Annotated in this window: 18 protein-coding genes and 1 riboswitch; of the genes, 6 read left to right on the top strand and 12 right to left on the bottom strand. The window is 44.5% G+C overall.

What is annotated here, in order from left to right; translation table 11 throughout:
- Positions 1 to 5: 5 nt before the first annotated feature.
- The 4 genes from ACDZ28_RS12425 to ACDZ28_RS12410 all read left to right on the top strand — a co-directional run bounded on the left by ACDZ28_RS12425 (position 6) and on the right by ACDZ28_RS12410 (position 5,689).
- On the top strand, positions 6 to 1,280 hold the full coding sequence (locus tag ACDZ28_RS12425; RefSeq protein ID WP_375104822.1) for an MFS transporter: 1,275 nt from the start codon (positions 6 to 8) through the stop codon (positions 1,278 to 1,280).
- A 362-nt stretch (positions 1,281 to 1,642) separates the two neighbouring features.
- Positions 1,643 to 3,604 (top strand): serine hydrolase domain-containing protein, encoded by a 1,962-nt coding sequence (locus ACDZ28_RS12420; RefSeq protein ID WP_375104821.1) that lies wholly within the window; start codon positions 1,643 to 1,645, stop codon positions 3,602 to 3,604.
- A gap of 58 nt (positions 3,605 to 3,662) precedes the next feature.
- Positions 3,663 to 4,340 carry a response regulator transcription factor gene (locus ACDZ28_RS12415; RefSeq protein ID WP_076120088.1) on the top strand — a complete coding sequence of 226 codons (678 nt, stop codon included), beginning with the start codon at positions 3,663 to 3,665 and terminating at the stop codon, positions 4,338 to 4,340.
- Positions 4,337 to 5,689: an ATP-binding protein gene (locus ACDZ28_RS12410; protein WP_375104820.1), complete on the top strand. Its 1,353-nt coding sequence runs from the start codon at positions 4,337 to 4,339 to the stop codon at positions 5,687 to 5,689. Before ACDZ28_RS12415 ends, ACDZ28_RS12410 begins: the two co-directional genes overlap by 4 nt.
- Before the next feature lie 84 nt (positions 5,690 to 5,773).
- On the opposite strand, the gene ACDZ28_RS12405 is transcribed toward ACDZ28_RS12410, so the two are convergent.
- The 3 genes from ACDZ28_RS12405 to ACDZ28_RS12395 form a co-directional block, all read right to left on the bottom strand.
- Positions 5,774 to 6,406: a carbohydrate-binding family 9-like protein gene (locus tag ACDZ28_RS12405; protein ID WP_076120090.1), complete on the bottom strand. Its 633-nt coding sequence runs from the start codon at positions 6,404 to 6,406 to the stop codon at positions 5,774 to 5,776.
- Positions 6,407 to 6,621: 215 nt separating this feature from the next.
- Positions 6,622 to 7,623 (bottom strand): Gfo/Idh/MocA family protein, encoded by a 1,002-nt coding sequence (locus tag ACDZ28_RS12400; RefSeq protein ID WP_269321989.1) that lies wholly within the window; start codon positions 7,621 to 7,623, stop codon positions 6,622 to 6,624.
- A gap of 343 nt (positions 7,624 to 7,966) precedes the next feature.
- Positions 7,967 to 8,134 (bottom strand): hypothetical protein, encoded by a 168-nt coding sequence (locus ACDZ28_RS12395; protein ID WP_375104819.1) that lies wholly within the window; start codon positions 8,132 to 8,134, stop codon positions 7,967 to 7,969.
- Between the two features lie 33 nt (positions 8,135 to 8,167).
- On the opposite strand from ACDZ28_RS12395, the gene ACDZ28_RS12390 reads away from it, so the two are divergent.
- Entirely contained in the window at positions 8,168 to 8,443 is a 276-nt protein-coding gene (locus tag ACDZ28_RS12390) for a hypothetical protein (protein WP_375104818.1), read from the top strand.
- 117 nt (positions 8,444 to 8,560) lie between these two features.
- On the opposite strand, the gene ACDZ28_RS12385 is transcribed toward ACDZ28_RS12390, so the two are convergent.
- The 6 genes from ACDZ28_RS12385 to ACDZ28_RS12360 form a co-directional block, all read right to left on the bottom strand.
- Positions 8,561 to 9,289, bottom strand: a complete 729-nt coding sequence (locus tag ACDZ28_RS12385; protein WP_375104817.1) for an ECF transporter S component — start codon at positions 9,287 to 9,289, stop codon at positions 8,561 to 8,563.
- On the bottom strand, positions 9,271 to 10,941 hold the full coding sequence (locus ACDZ28_RS12380; protein ID WP_375104816.1) for an ABC transporter ATP-binding protein: 1,671 nt from the start codon (positions 10,939 to 10,941) through the stop codon (positions 9,271 to 9,273). The genes ACDZ28_RS12385 and ACDZ28_RS12380 overlap by 19 nt, the downstream gene beginning before the upstream one ends.
- Complete coding sequence (locus ACDZ28_RS12375; RefSeq protein ID WP_042124206.1) at positions 10,914 to 11,804, bottom strand: energy-coupling factor transporter transmembrane component T; 891 nt, start codon at positions 11,802 to 11,804, stop codon at positions 10,914 to 10,916. The genes ACDZ28_RS12380 and ACDZ28_RS12375 overlap by 28 nt, the downstream gene beginning before the upstream one ends.
- Positions 11,804 to 12,772: a DUF4430 domain-containing protein gene (locus ACDZ28_RS12370; RefSeq protein ID WP_375104815.1), complete on the bottom strand. Its 969-nt coding sequence runs from the start codon at positions 12,770 to 12,772 to the stop codon at positions 11,804 to 11,806. Before ACDZ28_RS12370 ends, ACDZ28_RS12375 begins: the two co-directional genes overlap by 1 nt.
- 74 nt (positions 12,773 to 12,846) lie before the next feature.
- Positions 12,847 to 17,769, bottom strand: a complete 4,923-nt coding sequence (locus ACDZ28_RS12365; protein WP_375104814.1) for an S-layer homology domain-containing protein — start codon at positions 17,767 to 17,769, stop codon at positions 12,847 to 12,849.
- A gap of 164 nt (positions 17,770 to 17,933) precedes the next feature.
- Positions 17,934 to 18,135, bottom strand: a riboswitch (cobalamin riboswitch).
- Between the two features lie 91 nt (positions 18,136 to 18,226).
- Positions 18,227 to 18,805, bottom strand: coding sequence for a hypothetical protein (locus ACDZ28_RS12360; RefSeq protein ID WP_375104813.1), 579 nt, complete (start codon positions 18,803 to 18,805; stop codon positions 18,227 to 18,229).
- Between the two features lie 222 nt (positions 18,806 to 19,027).
- Here ACDZ28_RS12360 and ACDZ28_RS12355 point away from each other — a divergent pair, with 222 nt between their 5' ends.
- Positions 19,028 to 20,749, top strand: coding sequence for a cellulase family glycosylhydrolase (locus ACDZ28_RS12355; protein ID WP_375104812.1), 1,722 nt, complete (start codon positions 19,028 to 19,030; stop codon positions 20,747 to 20,749).
- A 62-nt stretch (positions 20,750 to 20,811) separates the two neighbouring features.
- Here the strand turns inward: ACDZ28_RS12355 and ACDZ28_RS12350 are convergent, their stop codons facing one another.
- The 3 genes from ACDZ28_RS12350 to ACDZ28_RS12340 all read right to left on the bottom strand — a co-directional run bounded on the left by ACDZ28_RS12350 (position 20,812) and on the right by ACDZ28_RS12340 (position 22,444).
- A complete protein-coding gene (locus ACDZ28_RS12350; RefSeq protein ID WP_042124198.1) occupies positions 20,812 to 21,105 on the bottom strand; it encodes a hypothetical protein in 294 nt (97 codons plus the stop codon).
- 20 nt (positions 21,106 to 21,125) lie between these two features.
- Positions 21,126 to 21,683, bottom strand: a complete 558-nt coding sequence (locus tag ACDZ28_RS12345; protein WP_375104811.1) for a hypothetical protein — start codon at positions 21,681 to 21,683, stop codon at positions 21,126 to 21,128.
- A 107-nt stretch (positions 21,684 to 21,790) separates the two neighbouring features.
- Positions 21,791 to 22,444: a M48 family metallopeptidase gene (locus ACDZ28_RS12340; protein WP_375105343.1), complete on the bottom strand. Its 654-nt coding sequence runs from the start codon at positions 22,442 to 22,444 to the stop codon at positions 21,791 to 21,793.
- Positions 22,445 to 22,449 lie beyond the last annotated feature (5 nt).

The raw sequence follows: 22,449 nt of genomic DNA, 5'->3' as shown, positions 1-22,449 counted from the left end.
TAGCTATGATAAAACGCAGCTATTATGGTCTACTCTCGACCATTACTTTAAGCGCTTTTGGAGATGCTTTCGGCTTACTGGCTATGGAATGGCTCGTCTATGAGCTGACGGGATCTAAGCTAGCGATGGGAGTCCTCGCGCTCAGCTCCGGCATACCTGAACTGCTGCTACGCCTGCTCGGCTCACCGCTGTCCGACCGATTGCACCGGGTCCGTTTTATGGCCTGCTTGGCAGCCATTCGATTGCTAGCCATAGCACTGCCACTCGGCATGGGCTTGACTGGCCAACTGCAGCTATGGCATCTCTTTGTTGCCGCGAGCCTCAGCGGCGCCTGTGCTGCACTGTTCATGCCAACAGCGATGGCTGTTATTCCTGGCGTTGCCGACAGCCGGAAGCTGGTGCGGGCTTTTGCTATCATTGATGGGAGCAAAAGCGCAGCAGCCCTGCTGGGACCTGCCTTAGCCGGTGCGTTAACCGCTGCCAGTGGAGCGCTGCCAGCTCTTGGCATCAACATGTTATGTTACTTAGCCGCCATCACTACCCTACTCAGCTTGCAAAAGCTGCCGAAAGCCTCTCCAACCCAAGGCCGTTTCTCCCTCTCCGTTTACGTTCGTGAAATAGCCGAGGGCTTTACCTTCTATAAACAATTCCCTGCAATGCTAATGATTATGGTCATGGCCTCCATCAGTAATTTAAGCTCAATTGCCGTCTGGACGATGATGGTCCCTTTTGTACGCGAAGTGCTCCACCGCGATGCGGCGACGATGGGTACTCTAAGTACAGTTTTCGCTCTTGGAACATTGGTCGGGCTAAGTGTGATTTCCATGATAGGGGAAATTAAAAAAAGGCGGCTTGTCATGCTCGGCAGTCTGGGGACCATAGGTTTAGTGACTTCGCTATGGGGGTTAGTTCCTAGTTTTCCTTTTGCTCTCGCTGCCGTCTTTGCAACCGGAACCTTAAGCCCCTTCTTCGGCTCCTTAAGTTCTTCATTACACGGACGCCTAGTTCCAAGTAATCTGCAAGGAAGAGTCAATTCTATTCGCTTTTTGATCGGTGGCAGCTTACAGCCTTTTGGCGCTTTTGCAGGCGGCGCAATTGCTGAGCACTACGGTGTGCCTGTATTGTTCCTAATCGCTGGACTGCTTCCAATGTTATGTGCTAGCGCAGCCTTGTTACTCCCCGGACTCAAAGCGCTGGATGGCGACCTCTCCGCCCTTGAGGTCACCCATCGGCGAAATAATGTGGGGAATGCCACGCACAGCGTTACCGCTAATCGATAAACGGGAAAGTGTAGAAGAGCAGACTGACACTAATAGTAACAGCGATAGCTAAGGACAATGAAATCACGTCCTTGACTACCGCTGTTTACTTTGATTTATGAATAGTTTCAGATAGCCCATTTTAGGCGTTTATCGGAAAATCTGAATCCCATCTTTCTTTAAATCCTTCCATTCCTAGATCTTTCATTTTCGTTAACTCTCTATGTATTATTCTCAGTAACCTAATTGTCTTTATTTCCTTCTGATGAAAATAGTCTTGTTAACGTTCCATTCACACTACTCTGATAATGTTTATAAGCGTTAGGTGGATGATCATCCAATCCCGATAAATGATAATACGGAGGATAATAATGTTAACATCTATGAAAAAAAGACTAATCGCTGGTCTCACCCTATTGGTTGTAATTAGCGCCGGATTAGGTACGAACCTAGTGTTTTTCGGGAAACAAGCATCGGCCGAGACCCGGACGGATCAAACCGCGCTACCCATAACTCAGACTGAAGCACCTGCCAATCTCGATGATACCGCAGGTCTAACTGCCTTCGTAGATGGGATCATGGAAGAAGATATGAATCGGCTACAAATTCCGGGAGCGGTCATCTCCATCGTAAAGGACGACAGAATTATTTTGGCCAAAGGTTATGGCAGTTCCAATCTGGAAAAAGCTGAATCAGTTGACCCGACAACCAGCATGTTTCGAATTGCTTCAACGACTAAGTTATTCACCTGGACAGCAGTGATGCAGTTGGTCGAACAAGGTAAGATTGATCTGGACACGGATATTAATACCTACCTGAAATCAGTAAAGATCCCTGCTACTTATCCTGAACCGATCACGATGCGCCATTTGATGACACATACAGCAGGGTTCGAAGAGGGTGGCGTTGGTTATCAAATCACTACAGACCCTGCAAAATTGCCGGGGTCAATCTCGGAAACTCTCAATAAGCATATGTTGGCACGGGTAAGACCACCCGGACAGATAAGTTCTTATTCAAACTACGGTGCTACACTCGCAGGTCTAATTGTAGAGGAAGTTAGCGGTGTTCCTTACAATGATTATATAAAGAAATATATTTTCGATCCGCTCGACATGAAATATTCGACTGTTGTAGAGCCTTTACCGGATTCCTTCATCCCCTACAAAGTTGTAGGGTATAACAGCGAAAACGGCAGCTTTGTACCTGGCACACCTACATTTGAGGGTGGTTTTCGTCCTGCCGGCTCTGGTACCGTATCTGCAGTAGATATGGCGCACTTCATGATTGCACATCTACAGCATGGGAAATATGGTAGCCAACAGATTCTGAGACCCGAGACGGCAGAACTAATGCATTCAACGGCGTTTCAATTCGATAAACGTCTGCCGGGAGTGGATCTTGGGTTCGCAGAGAAACGAATCAATGATCTCACACTGATCACTCATGGTGGTTCCGACCCCATGTTCAATACAGAATTGTATCTTGTGCCTGCCAAGGATGTAGGCATCTTTGTATCCTACAACGGCGGTGAGGGAAGTGATTCGGCAGCAGGTCTCATCCAAGCCTTTTTCAACCGCTACTACCCTTCTCCTGATGCAACGCAGCCTGAATTCATTGCTTCTGATGAATCTATTCAGAAATATGCAGGAGCCTATCAATTCACACGCCGAAACATCAGTGATATTGATAAGTTTTTCAACTTTCTTGCCCAGCTGAACGTCTCGGTTGAGGATAATAAGCTATCCTTGGGAAGTGGCAGTGAGCAACAATTGTATAGTGAAGTCGGCCCGAATCTGTTCCAACTCGAGGGAGGCACCGAACAAATTGCCTTCCGCACGAATGAGTCCGGTAAAGTTACACATATGATCTTAGGGATGATCCCGGATATGCCGCTGGAGCGTACGCCACTGTTGGATCAGAATAAATTTTGGCTTATCGTACTAGGGTTCTCGGGGTTGATTCTCATCACTTCATTGCTCGGACTATTCTTCTCCAGACGCAAGATTAAGGCGATGACGCCTCCGGAAAAATGGGCCATCCGACTGTCTGCGGGAACTGCTGGTTGGGCGCTGCTATCTTTCGTCACGTTATTTATGGTGGTTATGTCCATGGACATAATGCAGAAGTTCAGCGGAATCAGGCTTTCGCTTTCTCTCAGTTTAGTTATGCCAATCATTTTGGTTGGTCTGACTTTAGCTTTGCTAATCTCGGCTATATTGGTTTGGAAGAATAAATACTGGACAGCTTTCAAGCGTGTGCATTATACGTTAGTGGCGCTTTCGGCTGTGGCGATGACTCTGTTCTTCTACTATTGGAACCTGTTGGGTTGGCAGTTCGGATAACGCCATTACTCCCAAGAACAAATCAGATATAATGAAAGCTTAATAGAGGAGGAAAATCGTGGCTACTATACTTATCGCTGATGATGATGATAACATCCGAAAGCTAATGTCTTTATTTTTGCGAAAAGAAGGTTTTGAACTTAAAGAAGCCAGGGATGGTACAAAAGCCTTGTCCATAATAGAGAACTCGCGAGTTGATCTCGTCATTCTAGATATTATGATGCCAGGATTGGATGGTTGGGATCTCTGCAGAGAAATCAGGCGGTCTGATGCCAACATCCCCCTCCTCATGGTGACGGCTAAAGCGGAATCTGCACACAAAGTGAAAGGCTTTCAACTGGGTACAGATGACTATCTAACCAAACCGTTCGATCCGCTTGAACTCGTGATGCGAGTAAAAGCTTTGCTTAAACGCTCGCTGGTCGTTTCTTCACAGTCTGTGCAATTAGGTAATGTGCTGCTCAACCGCCGTACTTTCCAGGTCACGCGCGGTGAAGAACCGGTCACGATTCCTTTGAAGGAATTTGAGCTTCTGTTTCTGTTGGCCAGTCACCCCGGGCAAATCTTTACAAGAGAACAGTTGATTCTTCAAATCTGGGGATTGAATTATGAAGGAGACGGACGGACTGTAGATGTGCATATAAGTCGGTTGAGGGAGAAATTCAGCGGCAACGACGAGCAATTTCAAATCGAAACGGCCCGCGGCCTGGGATACAGGCTGATTCCTACGCCATGATCAAGACTCTGTATGTACGTGTCATTCTCACGTTTCTAGGCATCATTATCTTTAGTCTAATCTGTTCCTTTTTCATTGGATTGTATGTCTTTCAGAAACAAATAAGTTACGAGGGGCAGAATGAAATGATCGTAGTGGGAAAAGAAATCATTCACCGCTATGATGACGCCAAACCTATGGATACGGATGAGTTCCTGAATAGTATGGTTAAGGTATCCGCACACCCTATCCACCTGTACAATCTTGCCGGAGAACATACCTTTTATGGGCTCAAGGGTAGTCCGGCTGTCACTGTCCCCCCCGAAGCTGTCAAACAAGTGCTGCAAGGAAAGCTCTACCGCTCTTCTGCGAAAGATAAGGATATCTTTATCGGTATACCCTTTATGTTGGACGGAGAGTGGCGTGCGATGTTCTTGCAGTATTCTGCCGAGAACGAAAATATCGTCAATCGGATGGTGCTCTTTGTGCTATTACTCGTGCTCTTACTGGGTAGTGTGTGCATTCTTATTGCCGCTAGATATTTGGTAGAGCCGATCAAAGCACTTACGAATGCGACAAAAAGGCTGGCCAAGGGTGATTTCGAGGTGGAGCTTAAAGTGAACCGAATAGACGAAATCGGGGAATTAACACAAAGTTATGTGGAGATGACAGGGGAACTTAAACAGTTGGAACAGATGCGGCAGGATTTCGTATCCAACGTTTCTCATGAAATCCAGACACCGCTTACGTCTATTTCTGGTTTTGCCAAAGCGTTGCAAAACCATGATTTGATCGTGGAAGAGGAACGCAGTGAATATCTTGATATCATCATTGCGGAGAGTGAACGACTGTCGAGGCTAAGTGATAATCTACTGAAGCTCGCATCTCTGGATTCTGAACATCATCCCTTCAACGCAAGTCCCTTCAATCTTGATGAGCAGATTAGAACAATCATTGTAACCTGTGAGCCGCAATGGTCAGCCAAAGGCATTGTTATTGATTTAGAACTACCGGAAGCTGTCAAAATTATGGGCGATGAAGATCAACTGAAGCAAGTATGGATGAATTTACTCAGCAACAGCATCAAGTTCACACCGGAAGGCGGGAAAATCCGCATCAGTATAGATCGTAATGCAGCAGAAGTATCCGTCACTATCAGCGATAATGGAATCGGGATCTCCCCGGAAGAGTTCAACGCCGTATTCCAAAGGTTTTATAAAATAGACAAGTCGCGGCACGGAAACAACAACGGCAATGGTCTCGGACTTGCGATCGTTAAAAAAATTGTCTCTCTGCATCAGGGAAGCATAGCGTTGGACGGTGCGGTTGGAGAGGGAACGACAATTATCGTTAGGCTACCCTTGTCTTAGAACAAAACTAATTTCCCTAAAAAAGATAAAAAACCTCCAACCCCGCATATGCGGATTCGGAAGTTATTCATTAACTCTATGTTGTTACTCTAGGTACAGAATCCCAAAATCACTGCTGCTATGAAATTCTGGTTTGTTCGAATGAACTCTGCTCCATGTTCCAAAGTGCGGATAGGTCGTATCGTCGCCGCACTTGTAAAAGTTTCCTCTTATCTTTTTTCCCGGCACTGCCCGAAAATCCGGAAAATAAGATTGTACCCAAGCCCATGGGATCGAAAAGCTTAATTCCCAATACGCTTCCCCTTTAGCATTAATTTGATCTGTGGTGGATAGGATGCGGAAAAGCGCCGGATTGATAGTGATTGGGAAGCGATCATACCGATCCGCTCCTATCTGCAAGAGAATTGTGCCATTCGCATTAAATTCGAAATTCATATAGCGCTGGTCCGAATCCGGATTAGGCTGAAAAAAGAACTCGATGCAGCTATCCTTATACACGGGATCATTCATGTTTCTATATGTTCGTATTGGATTCTTTTCGTAAACCTTAAACTGAAGCTTTAGATCCTCCTGACTGTAATTTAATCTCGCTGTAACGACAGGACTATACTCTTTAAGCCATTGATACTGCTTGATGATCTGGACTTCTTCTGTATGTGAAACATCCGTCTGATTTGTCAGGTGAGAAATTACTAAGGTTTCCAATTTTCTTTCCATGGTTCATTCCCTTCCGTTCGGAGTCCTACTGGGGCTAATGCAGCAAAACAACCCCATTAATTAACTTGTTTATTAAGACCCGCGTTTATCCGGTTTTTCAATACGCAGTCTCGATCCCCGAGATTTCGCACAGCCTTCTGCGTTACCTGTAATGCGGATGAAGGAGACCACCCGCTCTATATCCCTCTCGGGCGGGCGCCTCCTCCCTTCCACCCTTATTTCGCGCAAGGTAACGTAATTCCTTCATGGATTGCCTGGTCGGCCAGGAGAGCGATCTCCATTGCCCGGTAGGCATCCTCCATTGCCGGTATAGCGGGCAAGTTGTTCTCCAGCATAGATAGGAAATAGTCCAGTTGGGCACCCGTAGGCTTCACGGAGAAGTCCATATTGATCTTCTGGACCGTTCCTTTCCGGTTGTCTTCGACCTCGACCAGATTTCCCAGATGCTGCTCCTCTCGCGGTCGATCATTCTTGTAGATGATACGGATCCGGCCAGCCGGTCCGATGAATTCCTTCCGGTTGTCAGTCGGCATCCCCTTGCCCCACCCTGTCTCGAAGTAGCCGATGGAGCCATCCGATAGACGGAGGGTCATGAGTCCGTAATTGTAAGTGTACGGCGGGACTTCTTCATAGAGACGCTGCCCGATCCCATTGACGCTTACCACGTCCGCCCCTGTGGCCCAACGCATCACATCGATATAATGGACGCCGCAATCCACAATCGGTGAGACGTCCCGGAGCAGGGACAGATGGGAATCCCAATTCTTGGAGGGCTTCAATTGGGTTAACCGAATAACCAGGGGGAAGCCGATAGCACCCTCCCGGATCATCTTCATAACTGCCTGGTAAGTGGTGTTGTGACGAAGGATGTGACCGATCAGCACCTTGGTCTTGGCTCCACGGGCCAGCTTCATGAATTCCTGCGTTTCCCGTGCATTGCCCGCCATCGGCTTTTCGCATAGGATATGCTTTCCTGCCGCGAGGCATGCTTTTGCAATCTCCAGATGGGAGGACGGGTACGTGGCGATAATGACCATATCCACATCCTCTCGCTCTATCAAGGCCCGGTAATCTGTACTCCAACACTCGGCTCCGTATTGGCTTGCCACTTGGGAGGCCCTGCCCTGGTTCCAATCTACGACACCAATCAACCGGACCCTCTCCTGCTTTGATATGGCATCCAAGTGAAGTGAGCCCATATAACCACAGCCTATCACGACTGCCCCATACCTTTTCACGATGCATCCATCCTATTCTTCTCACTCATAGAGGTTATTTTATGTTGATCCAAGCTTCCTTGTTAGGCTGCGGATTCCGCCTCGGCTTGGACTTACGGACAATGTATCCGCCAGCTAAGGGATAAATTCAAGGGTGCCATTAGGCGGGATAAACAGATGTTAATCCCTTTCTTCATGAATATCCTTTTCTTTCATTTGTACTATTCCGGATTACAATAGAACAACTTTTGTCTTATTATTACCTTTATTATATAAGAATGATGGAGATTTTTATTTAGCTATGAAAGTTACTTTTTGCACGATTCCGTTATTTTATCTAATTCTATATAGGTGCTGTCCCACCATGCCCCCGCTCCAACATCCGGTCCGCAAGCGATTCCCCTTCCATGAGTGGACTCCCTCCATTCATTACGCGCAGTTCCAGATGGTCGCGCTCCGCTTGTTCCCGGGAAGGAAGCTGTATGATTTCGAGCTGTTTTATGTGTGCCACGGCCAATTGTCCGTTGCGATGGAGGAGGGAGTAATGGTAGGGAAGAATGTCTTTCTTCATCAGGGAAGCATAGCGCTAGACGATTCCGTTGAAGTGGGGACGTCAATTATCGTTAGGCTACATTTGTCTAAGAAGCAAAAAACAGGCGATACTCCGGTTACTGGAGCATCGCCTGTTTTTGTTAGGTTAGATCTAGGAGCATCGCCACTGGGTATATTCTCTTCCCATTATGTTTCTCAGTTGCTAGTATCACAGCCACTAGTCACTACCTCCCCACCTTCGGCTAAAAACCGAAGGTGGGTTCATTAAGCCCTTTAGGTTGTTTGTGTTTTGGGTTTCGCGCTGATGGCAGCGGAGAGAACGGACTGATTGTGGAAAAGCGGAGCGTCCGCCAGCGCAATGCGCACAACACCCCGCACAAACACCCTAAGGCTCAATCAACCCATACTTCGTTTTTATCCGATCCAACTTTTCAATCATAGGGTTAGCAATAAAAAACAAAAACACCACCGTCGAGATGGCATGCACCATATCAAACCAAAAGGCGGAAATATAAGTCGTCATCAAAGCCGACCATGAGAACTCTGAAGTGAACATCATCAGCGAGCCTATATTGATAATGCCTCCATATACCAAGAACGTCGCTAGCCCTCCGAATATACAGAGAGACAGCTTAGTCTTTTTAAGCAGACCTTTCTTGAAGAAAATGCCCGCCAGGAAGCCAATGATGCCAAAACAAAACATTTGCCAAGGCGTCCAAGGTCCCTGCCCAAAAAAGAAATTGGAGACGAAGCCCGCAACAGCGCCCACCAGAAATCCTGCTTCAGCCCCTAAACTCACACCTGCAATGATCACAATAGCAACCACCGGCTTAAACTGTGGCAACATGAAAAAGGCTGCGCGTCCAGCAACGGCAATGGCTGCTAACACTGCTATGACGATCAATTCCCTCGCCTGCGGTTTCCGATTCTCGAACACCATCGCAAACGGAATCATTGTATAGAGGACGATCAATAGACTAATAAAGTAATATTTGCGATCATCTAGGACGAAAATGCCTAACAAAATTGTAGCTGGAATAACTACAAAGATTAGCAGTCCCGCTAATAAAGTTCGACGACTCAAACGACGACTCATCACCTGCTTCGTTGACATAAATCAATCACACCCTCTATCGTTACTCCCTCGCTCCATACATGACGCGCCATACGGTTAGCGGCAGTCGTATAGAAGCTGTTTCCCGCAAAAAACTTCTGCGCTTCATTCGTAGTAATGATACTTCCATCAAAAAACATGGCGCAAACTTCCGCATATTTGGCACAAAATTCAACGTCATGCGAAACCATTACGATGGTAACACCTTCAGCATTAAGCTTCTGTAAGAATAAAGCTAATTTCTCTTTAAAAGGCCCATCCAGTCCCTTCGTCGGTTCATCCAGCAGCAGAATCTTTGGTTCTAACAAAAGCACCTTCGCTAATGCCGCACGCTGCTGTTCTCCACCACTAAGGTCATACGGATGCATCGAAAGAAGATGTTCCAGTTCTGCGAACTTAACCACAGCCTCGACTTTAGCCACCTTTTCTTCATTCGTTAAAGGAAGCTGGGATAACATTTCGAATAGATCTAGCTCGACTGTTTTTTTCACAAATAAGGTTTGTGGATTTTGCGGGAGAATACCCAGATTGTTAGTAAACAGTTCCTTGGCGTTCATCTTCGCTGGATTCTTCCCACCGATTAGAACCTTCCCTCTGTACGGCTGAAGAATGCCACTCATCAGCGACAGCGTCGACGTCTTCCCCGTTCCATTTCCACCAACAATAGAGTAGAATTGCCCCTGCTTCACTTCAAAAGACAAATCTTTTATGATATCGGGTCCGTGTTTATCATATTTAAACCATACATCTTTGAACTTTATGACAACAGGGCCGTCCGCTTTCATGCTTGGCTGAGATTCTGTCATCAGTGCAGGTGTCTTATCCTTCAGAAAAGCATCCAGCCATTGGCGACCTTCCTTCACAGTAACAGGCCATGCTAAGCCATTTTCTACGCCTGCGTATATCTGCATCGGTGAGGGCATGGACAGGAACATCGGATGATTCAGCTTACTTAAGGCCTCGCCCACCCTTTGCGGGGTATCATCAGCAATTACAACGCCCTCATTCAGCACAATCAGCCGATCTGTGAGCGGAAGAACATCCTCCAGACGATGCTCGGTCATGATAACGGTTGTGCCAAGCTCGCGATTTATCTTCTTGACCGTCTCCAAAAAATCGGAAGCCGCGATAGGATCTAGCTGAGAGGTAGGCTCATCAAGGATTAGAACCGAGGGATGCATAGCCATAATCGCCGCTAAATTGAGTAACTGCTTCTGGCCACCTGATAGCTCAGTCACACTTTTATGGAACCAGGTCTGAATTCCGAAAAAGCTCGCCATCTCAGCCACGCGTAAACGAATCGTAGAATTGTCATAACCTAAGCTTTCAAGACCAAAAGCCAGCTCATGCCACACCTTATCCGTCACAATTTGATTGTCCGGACTTTGGAGTACATAACCGATTTCTGCTGCCTGTGTCCGATGATCGATCTCCTCTACAGGTTGACCCTTATAATAAATCGCCCCTTGGCGTTTGCCATGTGGGGTTAGGATTGTTTTCAGTTGTCTTAGTAAGGTACTTTTGCCGCAGCCTGACTTTCCACACACAGTAATAAAGTCTCCGCTTGCAATCGTAAGATTGATATTCGAAAGAGCCATCTGCTCTTGTTCAGGAAAAGCAAAGCTTAGTTCTTCGATTCGATAGATTTCCATTTCATTGCCTCCACCATATTGATGAGCACAGGGATCATACATAGCGCAAAATAAGCGATATATACAAGGATACTAAAAGGTGTAATTGCGCTCGCTTTAATCGACGGATAATATCTCATCGTGTTCTCACCCATCGCTGCGCCGATGGCTACCATCGCAATTAAGCCTGTCATGATCAAGAGGGCTACTTTGTCCCGGGCATCTAGACGGAAGATCGAAAAGCTTGTACGTCCAGGCAATCCATATCCTCTTGACTTCATAGAATCCGCCGTCTCAATCGCATTTTCCAGAGCCCAGGTGGTCATTATCGATAGGATCGTAATCCCATTGCGTGCTCGAGCGAGGAGATTTCCCTGTGTGACATCCCGGCCTATGCATTTTTGGGCATTCGAAATCACCTTGATTTGCGCTAAATATCTAGGAACAAAACGAAGCACCATCGAAAAAATCAACGACAGTGCCGGCAGTATTTTTCCGAATATATAAATAAACTTATCCGAGGTCATCACGACGTTATAACAGGAGAACCAGATGATTACCGTCACAAACATGCACGCCGCTGCTACACCATAAAGAATGGATTCCTTCGTAATGGGATTTCCATTGTTCAAATAGAACAGGATCGTTACCCCTTGATGATTAAAAACAGGGTTCATAATCGCCATAAATAGTAGAAAAGGAACCATGTACAGCAGATTAAATCGAACGGCTTTCTTTCCTTTTAACATAAAGGAGTAGACCACTGCACTGATAAGGGCAATCACCTGAAATATGGGATGCATGAACACCATGCTAAACAGCAATACCACAACAAAATATAGAAAATTCACAAACGGATGAAAGGTAGAAAAGCTATCCTTCATTATTTCTGTGCTCCTCCTGTGGCTACATAACCACCTACATCTCGACCTAAATCACAAGTGTATACCCATTCAACGACATCGCCATCACTAAGAACATAACGACTGCTGCCGTAGTTAGGGAACCAGCCATTAACTTTGTACATCCATCCACTAAGCTCTCCAGCATCAAATTCATACAGGTTATTTATACCTTCAATATAATTACTGTTATAGATCGGCGTCATGCTGAATTCCATATGGATTTTATTCTTCTTCATCTCTCTTAACAAAACATCAAACACAGACTCACCTTCATAAAAGGTTACCTTCTGCGCTTTATAAATGATACCATCTGCCGGCAATACTTCAAGCTTATCCTTATTAAAAATATCCATATTATCTAAAATCGTTGCCGCCGAGACGGACAATGTAGCCGTTAATTGCTTCTTCTTATCCACTGTTGCATCTTGCCATTCCACGGGCTTAGGTTTCCCGCTCGGCACTGGATCGGTAAGGAATTTATCCTTTTTCGGTTCCTGCTTGGTTTCTGTTGTCGCTACTTTTGAATCTGGTTTGGTTACTGGTTTTGCCGTCGCTTTCGTTTCCGGCACGGACGTTTTAGCCGCTTTCGGTGTTGCGGTAGGTTGTGCCTGTATATCCGATTTAGGTGTTGCGGTCGGCTTTTCAACATCTGTTACCGCAGTTTCGGTCGGCGTTACCTCTTCAGTTGGTTTTACCGTTTCAACGGGCTTAGCTGTTTCGCCAGGCGTAGCTGTAGGTGCTATCTCCGTTGTCTCGGCATCACTTGAGGCTGAAGGCTCTACATCAACATTCTGATTCGAAGCCGTGTTGTCTGATTCTACAACCTGAGACTCTGCAATGTTACTCGCAACCTTGTTCGGGCTCTTCTGATAATTCCCGCCCCAAAAGAAGGCAATCGCCAACACACCATTAATTAGTATCGCTGTTAGCCATTTTTTCTTGTTCATTTCTTAAGTTCCCCACCTTAAATAATAAGCAAGGGTATACACGCTACCCTTGCTTATCTCTTCTAAATATAGTTCTATTTAACGTCTGTCATGTCATAAAGACTCGTCTGACCCTTAACGAACCGATCATAAGCAACCAGTGCATACATCGCTTGATCCGTAGCCATAAGATCTACTTCTCCTGGTTTCGCGCCTCCGTTGCCTACTCCACCCTGCTTCACGTGATAAAAACCACCTTCAGCTGCAGCAAAGCCAAGCAACGCATCTACCGCTGAATGTCCATTTTTAATGAATCTGGAATCCTTATGCGGATCTATACCAAGTCCAGTTAAAGCTACAATCACCTGAGCAATGCTCTCGGAGTTCGTAGACTCCCAGCTTGCAAAGCCGCCGTCTGCTGTTTGTGTTTTGGATAACCAAGTTATTCCACGATCTACAGCAGCCGTTACTTTGGCATTCGTTTTGTAATAAGGGGTTAAGCCTTGAATAACCATCCCAGTGATATCCGGATCAGCCTCAGTAGCATTACTGCCTAATGCCCATCCCCCGCCGCTGATCTCTCTGCCTAAAATGTAATCAATGAGCAGCTCTCTTGTTGTTTGCGTCTTTACATCTTTAACTACTGGAATGTCGTAATGATTACTATCCAGTGCGATCAGCGCAAACACAGGTCCATTAATACCTTGCTTGATTACAGTATCAAAATCCGCGAGCGGTTCCAGTAGGTTATAACCCGCCACTTTATCAATATTTTTGCCGATTGAAGTTAATGCCAAAATAACTCTATCATATTCCGTATATTTTACGCTATGCAGCTTCCCAGCTTTTTCTTTAAGGGTTGCTTCTACATTCGCATAGTACTTAGCGTAATAACTATCTGGAACCTTCACACCAGAACGTGCCAGCCCGAACACTGTCCAATCCCCGCCAACCGAGGCGATGACCGGGTTTGTTACTGTTTTTTGCAAAAAGGCTGCTGTGTTCTGAATATATGGACTAACCGCTTTGTCGCCACTCTTATAATCATGGGTTCTAGTAGCAACAACAGCTGCCATTTCTCTCGTTACAAGCTCTTTAGGCTTAAACTGATTATTATCACCTAACATAAGTCCGGTGGCAACAATGGTTTCCACATCTGCTTTAGCCCATGCGGACGCGGTATTGATATCTTTAATAGCTGTACCTGGCTTCGTAGCCGGGATTGATAATGCTCTGACAATAATGGCTGCCATTTGCTCGCGAGTAATCTTGTCATTTGGCTTAAATTCATTATTAAAGCCTGTAATTAACCCTGCTTTATGCGCAGCATTCACATAAGGATAGAACCAATCACCCAGAGCGACATCCTTATAGGTAATGCCTTTGTCACTCTTAATATCAAGTTCTAATGCAGAAACTAGGATCTTAGTAAACTCTGCTCTTGTAATATGATCTTTCGGATTCACTTGACCATTATTACCTTGGATGTACCCTTTTACTGTAGCTGTTTCAATCGCTGAGAACGCCCATGATGAGATCTTATCAGCGTCTTTATACAGTTGCTCAATGCCATTAGGAGTCGCTGTTGGAGATGGACTCACATTCGGAACACTTGGATTAGTTACATCACCAGGAGCAGGAGTACCGCTAGGTTTAGGCGTTGGTTTTGGTGTCGCAGATGGGGTTGGCATCGGTGCATTTAGATCCGCACCCAAATTCGTAGTATAACGCCACTGAATTCTATCCCCAGCGCTTAGGTTATATGAAGATGCACCATAATTAGGATAATTTCCATTCACATTATACATCCATCCACTACCGCTACCATGGTCAAATTCTCCATCGCCAGCTATGGATTCAACATACACACTTCCAAATGTACTGTTCCAAGAATATCTATAGTCGATATCGCGGCTATCTAGCACTCTCTCTAGTACAGACCATACTGTGTCACCAGATTGTAGCTCTACCTGTACAGATGGAACAACATATCCCTTCTTAATCGTAAGCTTATCCACGGATAGGGTTACGTATGTCTTCGATGGAGTGGTTCCTCCACCGTCATTGCCACCATTACCGTCACCACCAGGCGTTTGTACTGCACTGGAGGAATACGCAATGTAATCAGTGAAATGATTAGTTTTTACGATTAAATCATTTCCACTATCATAGGCATACTCAGACTTACCGCTTGCAAAGCCTAAGTCATCGCTTGCAAATTTTTGAATCGCATGAGGTGTACCATTTTGAATATAAGCTGCATCTTTTCCTTTAAGGTCCTTAAAGGTTAACGTAATAAATTGACTGAATTCTACTCTTGCACTGCCACCCATGGAAAAAGCATGAATAATGCTCTCCAGCTTCTTATCCTGGGAAATAATCTGATTCAGACTATCTTTTAGTGCAGCTTCTGTGCCTGTTAAAGGTGACATCAGTTCAATCGCAGAGGCATCTCCGCTTGTAACTTTTGCACCCTTAGGAATGACTACGGATACGTCACCTTTGGCAGCCTCAATCTGAGGAAGGTCGCTGTTAATAGGTAAACTAACACTAACCTTCGATTGTTGGTCTTTAGGAATAACTACCGTTATTTCCTTGTTGCTGTCTCCGGCGCTGATCGGAACGATATAATCATGAGCATCATCATTGATTTTAACTTCCGGCTTATCACCAGAAGGTAACGGGAATTCTTTTGGACCCTCTGGTTGTACAGGTGGTTGTTCAATTACCACATCAGTCATATCAAAAAGACGGTTACTATGATTGATCAGACGGTCATAAGACACAAGTGCATACGTACCTTGGTCCGTAGCCATACCATCTACTCTACCAGTGAGAATATGCTTAAATCCACCATCCGGATCAGCAAAGGTAAGCAGTGCATCTATAAGCGAATTTCCTTTTTTAACAAACCTTGGGTCACTGTGCGGATCTACGCCTACACCAGTTAAAGCAACAATGACCTGTGCGATGCTCTCACTGCTTGTGCTTCCCCAGCTTGTAAATCCACCTTGATCATTTTGCGTACTCGATAACCATGCAACCGCCCGATCCACAGCAGCTTTTACATTAGGATCCTTTGCATAGTAAGGTGCAAGTGCTTGCATCGTCATTCCGGTGATATCGGTGTCGGCTTTAGTACCAAATAACGCCCATCCACCAGTTGGTGCTTCTTTTTCTAAAATATACTGAACCAGTTTCTCTCTTGTGGTTTGATCTGTAACGCCTTCTACTACAGGAATATCATAGTTATGACTATCTAAGGCAATCAGTGCAAATATAGGACCATTAAGCCCCTGCTTCTGAACATATTGAAAATCTGCAAGTGCATTTCTTAGATCATAGCCTGCAACATTCGTGATATCTTTTCCGATCGAGGTAAGTCCTAGAATCGCTCTGGAATGCTCAGTACTTTTCGATGCGTCGAGTTTTCCATCCTTCATTAGCTTAGCTACTTCAGTAGCTACATTGTTATAATAAAGATTGTAATAGCCACTTGGAACCTCGTAATTGGCCCGTGCCAGAGAAAGAATTGACCATTCCCCGCTACCTGTTCCAAATGACGGATTCTTTACAGTGTTTAGGATATAGGCAAGGTTTTTATTTAATTGTTGTTTTGCTACAACGGTAGTAGGCTGTTCTAATTGAACATCAGTCATGTCATAGAGACGTTTGCTATTATTAATCAGACGATCATAGGATACGAGTGCATATGTACCTTGATCCGTAGCCATAGCGTCTACTTTACCGGTGAGAATATGCTTGAATCCACCATCCGGCCCAGAGAAGCTAAGTAAAGCATCTATAAGTGAATTTCCTTCTTTAATAAACCTAGGGTCACTGTGCGGATCTACGCCTACGCCAGTTAAAGCAACAACAACCTGTGCGATGCTCTCACTGCTTGTGCTTCCCCAGCTTGTGAATCCGCCTTGATCATTTTGTACACTCGATAACCATGCGATCGCTCGATCCACGGCAGCTTTTACATTAGGATCCTTTGCGTAATAAGGTGCAAGTGCTTGCATCGCCATCCCGGTCATATCGACGTCGGCTTTGGTTACACCTAATGCCCAGCCTCCAGCATCTGCTGCACCTTTTTTAACTTCTCTATCCAAGATGTACTGAACCAGGTTTTCTCTTGTGCTTTGATAGATTACTCCCTTCTCATCAGGATCAGGGAATAATACTGGAATTTCGTAGTTATAACTATCTAGTGCAATCAGAGCAAATATGGGACCGTTGTTCCCTTGCTTCTGAATATATTGATAATCAGCGAGTGCATTTCTTAGGTCATGACCTGCAACATTCGTGATATCTTTTCCGATAGAGGTAAGGCCTAGAATCGCTCTGGAATTCTCTGTGCTTTTGTTAGCGTCGAGTTTTCCATCCTCTTTGATCATCGAACTTATTTTCGTAACTACATTGTTGTAATAGAGATTGTAATAACCGTTAGGTACTTTGTAGTTCGCACGTGCTAGAGAAAGAATCGACCATTCTCCGCTGCCTGTTCCAAATGACGGATTCTTTACGGTGTTAACGATGTAGGCCAAGCTTTTATCTAACTGTTCTTTGGCAGTGATTTTATAAGTAACCTGATAGGTTACATTATCTGCTTTGTTTCCTGCGCCATCCACAGCCGTTACTGCGATTACGTTACTACCCGGGTTAAGAGATGCTTTGTACTCACCATTAGTAGCTGACAGAACGACTTGGTTCAGCTTTACTACTGGAATAATGTCTTTGTAGACATTGTCTGTAACCACTACTTTGAAGCTTACATCTTTACTGGATACTTCCTGTTTATCTTGTATACCTTCTATCAAAATCGTAGGCTTCTCTGTATCTGGCTCTTGTACTAACGCATTAATCTGCTCTACTAGAGCTTGATCAACCTCTGTTGTTACAACTGCACTATCGGCAATTGCTTCATTCGCATGAGCCGGGATTACGCTTGTAGAGAACGTCGTGATAAATACAGCTACAATGAGTAACCAAGCTAAAAACTTATTATTCTTCATGTTTCCATAACCCTTCCCTTCTTTTCCTATGATAAAAAACAGAATAAACTTTTTTAGCACTACAAAAAAACCACTCAACATAACGTCAAGAGGTTTAAGATAGTGAACCGCAACAATAGCAGGCATATACTATATCAAACACCTCTCTATCGCTCGTAGAGTTTAACGGTGTATCAGAAACAGGCTGATATTCTGGCTCAAGTATCATCACCCTTGCTACCTTCCCAGTTTCCCAGTGGTACCTTGCAAGGACTCCTCTTTCACAGCGGCGGGACCGCGCGGGATTCACACCCGCTTTCCATTTAACCAATCTATGATTGTATTTCCGAAACATTCATAATTGGCACCTATTGCTAATATTAATTTTTCCATGCTTCATCATATCTAATATAGATGCTTTTGTCATGCAATATTTGTTTTTTGTATAACAAGTAGTTGGAGATAAATCTATTGAATATCAAACCATTTCAACCACAATATACTCTTTTTCTCTCAGCTCAAAACCATCCTCCAGTGACAAAGAGGCCAAATCAAAGATTCGGTCATACTTTTTATTACGTGGGTGCCCTTCCTCCTCTGCCCAGCAAGTATAAAGCTCAAACACGGTGCCAGCTACTCCGATATCTGTCATAAGTTTAAATAACTCCAGGCAACACTTGAGTGAGGCGTTATACGAACCCGGTAGAGTATTCTTTAGCTCAGGGGATACAGAGAAGCTACCCCAATTAGGTGAAATCCGATACACAAACGGACTCCGAAAATGCTTGCGAATCTCATCGTTCCAATACCCAAGTTCCTCTATAAAAATACCCGCTGCATCTTCTTCCGAGTCATATACAAGACAGTCCTCATCTCTTAAATGAGATAGATCTGCAATGTCATCCAAAGGAATTATGCCTTGCAGGCGCAGAGCCTCTCTTTGTTTCTTATACTCTGGTGAATTTTTCACTTCATCATATGTCTTTTCTGACAGTACACTGCCTCTTTCTCCTAACGGAAGCTCTGTAGCCGAGCCTATGTAATGAAATCTGCTCACTGGTTATTCCTCCATCACTCTTGGGATCAATTCAAATCACTAATTTCCATATGAATTTACCACAAATTAGTAAGGTACTCACTACAAATGTTCTATGTTAGGGTATTTGGTAAGCGTTTACAACAAAAAAATGGAGGTGCCAGTGTTCATCTACGTACCAAAGTGCTTGAGGAAAGGTCAGGTTTAAGCATCCTCAAAAATGATCTTACAAAGGAGAATTCAATGACTACTCGAATCCAGAAATCCTTCTTATCATTGACCCTTGTTACCGCTCTTCTGCTCTCTTTGTTCTCATCCATTGCCGCCGCTGCTACCAAGGACGAGCAACAAGCTAAAGCAGCACCAAAGAGTAAAATCCAATCCTATGTAGACGATATGCAGCCCGGATGGAACCTTGGCAATACTCTAGATGCTACAGGTGAGGATGAAACCTCCTGGGGAAATCCGCGTGTGACCCAAGAACTGATTAAGAAAATTGCCGCACAGGGCTACAAAAGTATCCGGATTCCTATCACTTGGGATTCACACATAGGTGAAGCACCGAACTACACCATTGAAAAAGCCTATCTCGATCGTGTCGAAGAAGTGGTCGGCTGGGCGCTGGACGCCAAGCTTTATGTAATGATTAACGTCCATCACGACTCCTGGTTATGGGTAAGTCATATGGAAGAGAAGCATGATGAAACGCTCGCGCGTTATAACGCAGCATGGACTCAAATTGCGGACCGCTTCAAGGATAAATCCGATAAGCTGATGTTCGAAAGCATCAATGAACCCCGCTTCACAGATGGCGGAAGCACCGATGAAGCGAAGATGGAGCAAATGCTTACAGAACTCAACACTTCCTTCCATCAAATCGTTCGGAACTCCGGTGGAAAGAATGATGTACGTCCGCTAGTTCTACCTTCATTAGAGACTTCTCCTACGCAGCCTAGAATGGATCAGCTCTACAAAACGATTATAGCTCTCAACGATCCGAATATAATTGCTACCGTTCACTTCTATGGCTTCTGGCCGTTCAGTGTGAATATCGCCGGCTATACCACGTTTGAAAAAGATACAAAAAACGATATCACCCAAACTTTTGATAACGTTTACAACACATTCGTAGCTAAAGGAATTCCGGTTATCGTTGGTGAGTTTGGACTACTGGGCTTCGATAAAGATACAGGTGTGATTGAACAAGGCGAGAAGCTGAAATTCTTCGAGTACCTTACCTATTATTTAAAAGAAAAGAAAATGACCTCTATGCTCTGGGATAATGGGCAGCATTTCAACCGCAAAACATATAAGTGGTCCGATTCCGAGCTGCACAATGTATTAATGTCCGGTCTGAAGGAACGTTCCTCCAGTACCGAAAGCGATCTGGTCTATCTTAAAAAAGGTGCAACCATCAAAGACACCAAAGTGAAGCTTAATCTAAACGGAAATAAGCTTACTACCATTAGTGTAAATGGCAAATATCTAACTAAAGGCAAAGATTACACCTTAAATGGCGAGGAGCTTACACTCAAGGCCAGCCAACTTAAAAAGCTCACAGCTTCCCAAAAATACGGTGAAAATGCTGTGTTAACGCTGAAATTCAACAAAGGCGTTGCGTGGAGACTAAAGATCATCGTGAATGACACTGCCAAATTAAGTGATGCCAAAGGTACGACTGAATCGTTTGCGATTCCGACTACTTTTAATGGCAACCAGCTTGCCACGATGGAGGCTGTCTATACCGCTGGCGGCAATGCAGGCCCTCAAGATTGGACTCCATTCAAGGAGTTCGGCAATACTTTCTCACCGTCTTATAACACAAAAGAAATCAAGCTGCTCCCAGCCTTCTTTAAAGATGTTAAAGACGGAGAGGTCATCTTGAAATTCCACTTCTGGAATGGTGATATCCTTACTTACAAGATCACGAAGAGTGGCACTAGTGTTGTAGGAAAGTCTTCTTAGCTTTCACTGTATAACATAAATAGGAGTGTCCCTTCATGGGGACACTCCTATTTTTAACTACATCATACATAAACTTCTTCATACGTCATCAACATCAAGCGATAGACCAGATATACTCCAAGATAGGCTCCCGTTAAAAGGAACATTGGATTCAAAAAAATCGCATGGATCGAAGTCATAAATACTGTGTTATCCCTTAATATTTCATATATGGCTAGGGCAGAAATATTACCTAAGATAAGCGCAGACAACACAGAAGCCACATTAAATACAATGCGCCACTTTATCCATTTCCGTTGTATCATTAGCATGACAATGGGTACCACTATACTGCCAAGTACGATTAGAAATTTCATCTAGCCACCCCGATATCTTTTTAATCCTCCAGCTCAACACTTTCGATTTGCCCCTCGGCATTCACTGTCCATTCGATATCAACACCTGGCATCAATCCAAGCTTATCCTCATCTTCGATCACTACATGATCGGGGATGGTTAGGGTCTGCTCTCCCCCACCTTCGACTTTAACGGTAACCTGTTTACCATTAGACGTAGTAATCTTTCCATCATATTCAATCTGCTGTAAAACAATCTTTTGGCTCGGATCCGTAATGGTAACCCGCTTGCCGCCGTCAGTCAGCAGCTCAATCTTTTTATGATATCCATCCTTTAAAGTGACTTCCTTAATGACTCTCTGAACGCTAACATCCGCCGGAAGCCCCTCTGTATTGGTACCGGATGATGCATTGGGTTGTTCTGTTGCATTGTTCGTAGCCACAGGTGCAGTGGCTTCTGTTGTAGGCGTTGGAGTTACTTGTGTGGTTTCATTGGCAGCTTTAGAGCAGCCACTTAATAGGACGGTGCAGGCACAGATCAAACAAAGAATTGAAGTTCGAATCTGGCGTTGTGAATTTCCTTTATTCTGTGTCATCATTTACCTCCGCATTTAATTTTCTTCCAGTTCTATTAGTGGAAATAGTTTTACCTCTTATCTTTCTTTTATTCACCAGAAAATGGTCTACTTGAATTACACCCTGATGATCACAGCGTCATAGCACGCCCATATCTAGCTAAATACTCTTCCTTCTCCTTATAATCCGGCATGAGGCTTCCAACCTTTCGCCAAAAAGAGCGGTCATGATTCATATGAAGTAAATGACACAGTTCATGGATGATTACATAATCGATAACCTCCACTGGAGCCATCGCTAAGCGATAGTTAAAGGTTAGCTTTTTATCTGAGCTACAGCTTCCCCACTTGGTTCTAGACTCAACAATGTCAATGGTCTTAGGCTTTACTCTAAGCTGCGTCTGATATCTATTAATTCGTTCGCCTACAATCTTTTTACAGCTAGCAAAATAGAACTTCTTCAGCTTCAGTTTAAGCTCTTCCTCATTTAAATCCCCTGTCTCTATTAGCTCTTGCAGCGAATAATATTTGCCCAGATACAAGAACTTGCCCTCGTCTTCATACTCTTTAAGCTTTGGCGTTTCTTTGTTTGCTTCAATGCTCTGCAGCTTCTCCACTATTAATTTGCCATTACGCTCAACCACGCTTTTAATCGTCTCTTCACTTGTTTTCTTGGGAGCTTTGAGTGTTATACGCCCTGAAGAATCTATATGAATGGAGATTTTCTTGCCATTTCCATATTGAACATTAAACTCGATCACCTGATTGTCGTACTCAATCTTCATACCCA

This window comes from Paenibacillus sp. RS8, from assembly GCF_041956825.1.
Lineage (GTDB): Bacteria > Bacillota > Bacilli > Paenibacillales > Paenibacillaceae > Paenibacillus_AQ.
This window is presented reverse-complemented; position numbering and strand designations above follow the sequence as displayed.

Coding starts and splice junctions, on each gene's coding strand:
- ACDZ28_RS12385 (WP_375104817.1), bottom strand. CDS start 9,289: ATGTCAACGAAGCAGGTGATGAGTCGTCGTTTGAGTCGTCGAACTTTA.
- ACDZ28_RS12365 (WP_375104814.1), bottom strand. CDS start 17,769: ATGAAGAATAATAAGTTTTTAGCTTGGTTACTCATTGTAGCTGTATTT.
- ACDZ28_RS12380 (WP_375104816.1), bottom strand. CDS start 10,941: ATGGAAATCTATCGAATCGAAGAACTAAGCTTTGCTTTTCCTGAACAA.
- ACDZ28_RS12340 (WP_375105343.1), bottom strand. CDS start 22,444: ATGAAGATTGAGTACGACAATCAGGTGATCGAGTTTAATGTTCAATAT.
- ACDZ28_RS12425 (WP_375104822.1), top strand. CDS start 6: ATGATAAAACGCAGCTATTATGGTCTACTCTCGACCATTACTTTAAGC.
- ACDZ28_RS12370 (WP_375104815.1), bottom strand. CDS start 12,772: ATGAACAAGAAAAAATGGCTAACAGCGATACTAATTAATGGTGTGTTG.
- ACDZ28_RS12420 (WP_375104821.1), top strand. CDS start 1,643: ATGAAAAAAAGACTAATCGCTGGTCTCACCCTATTGGTTGTAATTAGC.
- ACDZ28_RS12405 (WP_076120090.1), bottom strand. CDS start 6,406: ATGGAAAGAAAATTGGAAACCTTAGTAATTTCTCACCTGACAAATCAG.
- ACDZ28_RS12350 (WP_042124198.1), bottom strand. CDS start 21,105: ATGAAATTTCTAATCGTACTTGGCAGTATAGTGGTACCCATTGTCATG.
- ACDZ28_RS12390 (WP_375104818.1), top strand. CDS start 8,168: ATGGTAGGGAAGAATGTCTTTCTTCATCAGGGAAGCATAGCGCTAGAC.
- ACDZ28_RS12375 (WP_042124206.1), bottom strand. CDS start 11,804: ATGAAGGATAGCTTTTCTACCTTTCATCCGTTTGTGAATTTTCTATAT.
- ACDZ28_RS12355 (WP_375104812.1), top strand. CDS start 19,028: ATGACTACTCGAATCCAGAAATCCTTCTTATCATTGACCCTTGTTACC.
- ACDZ28_RS12345 (WP_375104811.1), bottom strand. CDS start 21,683: ATGATGACACAGAATAAAGGAAATTCACAACGCCAGATTCGAACTTCA.
- ACDZ28_RS12410 (WP_375104820.1), top strand. CDS start 4,337: ATGATCAAGACTCTGTATGTACGTGTCATTCTCACGTTTCTAGGCATC.